This is a genomic window from Mesorhizobium sp. M1A.F.Ca.ET.072.01.1.1 (genome assembly GCF_004023325.1).
Lineage (GTDB): Bacteria > Pseudomonadota > Alphaproteobacteria > Rhizobiales > Rhizobiaceae > Mesorhizobium.
Genome location: NZ_RZSF01000646.1, coordinates 1 through 1,318, shown reverse-complemented (window position 1 = coordinate 1,318; position 1,318 = coordinate 1). Strand labels below are relative to the sequence as shown.

Annotated in this window: 2 protein-coding genes; one reads left to right on the top strand and one right to left on the bottom strand. The window is 66.2% G+C overall.

Translation table 11 applies throughout. The annotated features are described in order from the left end of the window. Positions 1 to 115: 115 nt before the first annotated feature. Complete coding sequence (locus tag EOA32_RS37265) at positions 116 to 403, bottom strand: succinate dehydrogenase assembly factor 2 (protein WP_128374314.1); 288 nt, start codon at positions 401 to 403, stop codon at positions 116 to 118. Positions 404 to 496: 93 nt separating this feature from the next. Between EOA32_RS37265 and EOA32_RS37260 the strand changes: the two genes are divergently transcribed. Next, on the top strand, positions 497 to 1,318 hold an 822-nt coding region (locus EOA32_RS37260), incomplete at its 3' end, for an OB-fold nucleic acid binding domain-containing protein (RefSeq protein WP_348632249.1).

Below are 1,318 nucleotides of genomic sequence, written 5' to 3'. Positions count from 1 at the left end.
GCCGAAGGGCCGCGCCAGCGCGAAAGCTTCGTAACCGTCGGCGACGCCATCGACGATGAACTGGCCGGCGCGGCCCTTCGGCAGGCCAATTGAGGGAATGAGACTCATGCTTCTTTCAAAATGTCATGGTCCGGCGCGACGCCAGGATCTTCTGCAGCACCGCGCAATCGATATCGGGCGGAACCGGGCGCTCGCCGGTGATCATCGGCAGGAATTCGGTGTCGGGGATTTCGAGGAGCTTTTCATATTGGTCGATTTCGCCGGCGGTCAAGACGCCGATCTCGGCATCGGCGAAGGATCCCAGGATGAGATCCATCTCGCGCATGCCGCGGTGCCAGGAGCGAAACAGCAGCTTGCGGCGGCGGACGTCCAGGCCCTCGCTTGATCGCTGCGTCCCGGTCATCGCGCTGCATCCCTGTTCGAAGCGGCGCATATAGCGTGGATAGAGGACGGTGTCAGCCTTTGCGCTGCGGCGGCCGCGACATAAGCTGACGAGATGCGTCCTTCCATCCTCGATCCCCTCTTCGTCCCGATCACTTCGCTCACCGGCGTCGGCCAGAAGGTCGGGACCATGATCGAGCGTGTCGTGCCGGCCGATCTCGGCGACCGCGCCGCGCGCGCCGCCGATCTTCTGTTCGTGCTCCCCAACACCGTGATCGACCGCCGCAACCGGCCTGGGATCGCGCTGTCGGCCGAAGGCCAGATCGTAACACTCGAGGTACGGGTCGACCGCCACCAGCCGCCGCCGCGCGGCAACAGGTCCGTGCCCTACCGGATCTATGCCCATGACGACACCGGCGAGATCGCCTTGACCTTCTTCCATGCCCATGCCGCCTATCTGCAGAAGATGCTGCCTGAGGGCGAGCGCGTCGTAATCTCCGGCCGCATGGAATGGTTCAACGGCCGCCCGACCATGGTTCATCCCGACCATATCGCGCCGCTCGACGAGGCCGAGGGCCTGCCGCTGGTCGAGCCCGTCTATCCGCTAACCGCCGGCCTGTCCGCAAAAGTGCTGCGCCGCGCCATCGGACAGGCGCTCGGCCGCTTGCCGGAACTGCCGGAATGGCAGGACGACGCCTTCATGCGCCGCCACACCTTTCCGTCCTTCGGCGCTGCGCTGACCCGCATCCACTATCCCAAGGACCCGATCGACGTTGCCGTCGAGGGTGCGGCCTGGCGGCGCCTGGCCTATGACGAGCTCCTAGCAGGACAGGTGTCGCTGGCGCTGGTGCGCGCCAGAATCCGCCGCCTTTCGGGCCGGCCGCTGGTCGGCGACGGGCGCGTTGTCGAGAAACTGCGCGCTGCCCTGCCCTACAAG